The sequence below is a fragment of the Pseudoalteromonas sp. genome, assembly GCF_041613455.1.
Taxonomy (GTDB): domain Bacteria; phylum Pseudomonadota; class Gammaproteobacteria; order Enterobacterales; family Alteromonadaceae; genus Pseudoalteromonas.
Window position 1 is genome coordinate 1 of the sequence record NZ_JBFJHD010000335.1, and the last position, 2,068, is coordinate 2,068.

At 45.4% G+C, this 2,068-nt stretch carries 3 protein-coding genes; 1 reads left to right on the top strand and 2 read right to left on the bottom strand.

What is annotated here, in order from left to right:
* Nucleotides 1–491: sulfite exporter TauE/SafE family protein (locus ABYB02_RS16765; RefSeq protein WP_372763503.1), on the top strand; the 491-nt coding region annotated here is incomplete at its 5' end.
* A 71-nt stretch (nt 492–562) separates the two neighbouring features.
* Here the strand turns inward: ABYB02_RS16765 and ABYB02_RS16770 are convergent.
* Together ABYB02_RS16770 and ABYB02_RS16775 are read right to left on the bottom strand one after the other, a co-directional pair.
* Entirely contained in the window at nt 563–1,654 is a 1,092-nt protein-coding gene (locus tag ABYB02_RS16770) for a methionine synthase (RefSeq protein WP_372763504.1), read from the bottom strand.
* Nucleotides 1,655–1,731: 77 nt separating this feature from the next.
* On the bottom strand, nt 1,732–2,068 hold a 337-nt coding region (locus ABYB02_RS16775; RefSeq protein ID WP_372763505.1), incomplete at its 5' end, for a putative oxygenase MesX.

Genomic DNA, 2,068 nt, shown 5'->3' on the forward strand with positions numbered 1-2,068 from the left:
GCACGGTACTCACGGTGTTGTTTGGCCTAATTGCGTTGTTATCAGCAGCCAATATGTTATTTAGAACCGGTAAGTCGGCGCTGTATAGCGAACTTCCCGCCACCGTAGGGCAAAGTGTAATGGGAACCTCGATTGGTTTTTTTAGTGCCATGGTGGGAATTGGTGGCGGTACGATTTCGGTGCCACTGCTTACACTTTATAACTACCCGGCCCATAAAGCTGTTGGTACAGCGGCGGCAATCGGGTTAATTATTTCACTCCCCGGTGCGCTCACTATGTTGCTTGTAGGCACTACGCCCGTTGATGCGCCTGTGGGCACATGGGGGTTAGTCAATTTAGTTGCTTTTGCGTGTATTGTGCCGTTAACAGTGGTGTTTGCACCGCTTGGTACGTCACTCGCTGCAAAATTAGATGCGGGCAAACTAAAAAAAGTCTTTGCGTGTGTACTGTTGATCACCGGCGGACGTATGCTGGCGCAGCTTTTTTTATAGCTGGTGTGGCGATTAGCGGTGGCAACGAGTGCAAAGTTGCATTGCCAACGCTAAGCTGACTAACTAATTAATTATACTTTATCTAGCGAAGCAAGCGGCTCTGCCTGTGCCGGCTGCAGGCTGTTTTCGAGCTCTTTACGCACTATTGCAGCTCCTGCAGTTAGCGCGGCTAACTTGGCATTGGCTACCTTGCCGGCGAGTGGCGCCATACCACAGTTAGTGCATGGGTAAAGTTTGTCGGCCGCAACAAACTGCAGCGCTTTACGCAGCGTATTCGCCACTTCTTCAGGGGTTTCAATGGTATCTGTTGCTACATCAATAGCCCCCACCATCACTTTTTTACCACGAATAAGTTCAAGCAGCTCCATCGGCACATGAGAGTTGTGGCATTCGAGTGAAATAATATCGATATTTGATTGCTGCAGCTTAGGGAATGCTTCTTCGTATTGTCGCCATTCGGTTCCTAAGGTTTTTTTCCAATCGGTATTGGCTTTAATACCATAGCCATAGCATATATGCACCGCAGTTTCGCATTTTAGGCCTTCAATGGCCCGCTCTAAACAGGCAATACCCCAAGCGTTAACCTCATCAAAAAATACATTAAATGCCGGCTCATCAAACTGAATAATATCCACTCCAGCCGCTTCTAATTCTTTGGCTTCTTGGTTAAGAATTTTGGCAAATTCCCACGCCAACTTTTCGCGACTTTTATAATGGTCGTCATACAGGGTGTCTATCATAGTCATTGGGCCAGGTAGGGCCCATTTTATTGGCTGTTTGGTTTGCTGGCGTAAAAACTTAGCGTCTTCTACAAATACCGGCTTTTGACGACTTACCGGGCCCACTACGGTGGGTACACTTGCATCATAGCGATCGCGAATTTTAACGGTTTTACGCTTTTCAAAATCAACACCGTTCAGGTGTTCAATAAAAGTTGTCACAAAGTGCTGTCTGGTTTGCTCGCCGTCACTCACTATATCTATGCCTGCGTGTTGCTGATGCTGCAACGATAAACACAGTGCATCGTGCTTGCCGGTCATTAAGTCATCACCATGTAATTTCCAAGGCGACCACAACGTTTGTGGCGCTGCAAGCCAAATGGGTTTTGGTAAACTGCCTGCAGTTGAAGTGGGTAATAATTGGGTGTTTTTCAGAGTTTTCATAATAAATAATGCCGTATGTTAAAGTTATAATTAATTAGCGACGAATGTTGTTATTTACGCTATTCGTCGCGTCACAGTTAAAGCGCACTGGCTGAAAATTGTTCCAGCAGCTGTTTATAAGGTTTAATAAAGTGCTGCTCGGTAAACTTGCCTTGCTGGTTAGCGAGTTGGTTGCGTTCTTCTCGGTCATAAACAATTTGTGTTACTGAATGATCACCGTTTTTCAGATCAGGTTTATATAACTTTCCAGCCGCCGCATTGGCATTATAAATTTCCGGGCGGTAGATTTTTTGAAATGTCTCCATGGTACAAATGGTGCTTATTAGTTCTAAATTGGTGTAATCGTTTAGTAAGTCACCAAAAAAATAAAATGCTAAAGGCGCAACACTGTTAGGTGGCATAAAGTAGCGCACC

Coding starts and splice junctions, on each gene's coding strand:
- ABYB02_RS16770 (WP_372763504.1), bottom strand. CDS start 1,654: ATGAAAACTCTGAAAAACACCCAATTATTACCCACTTCAACTGCAGGC.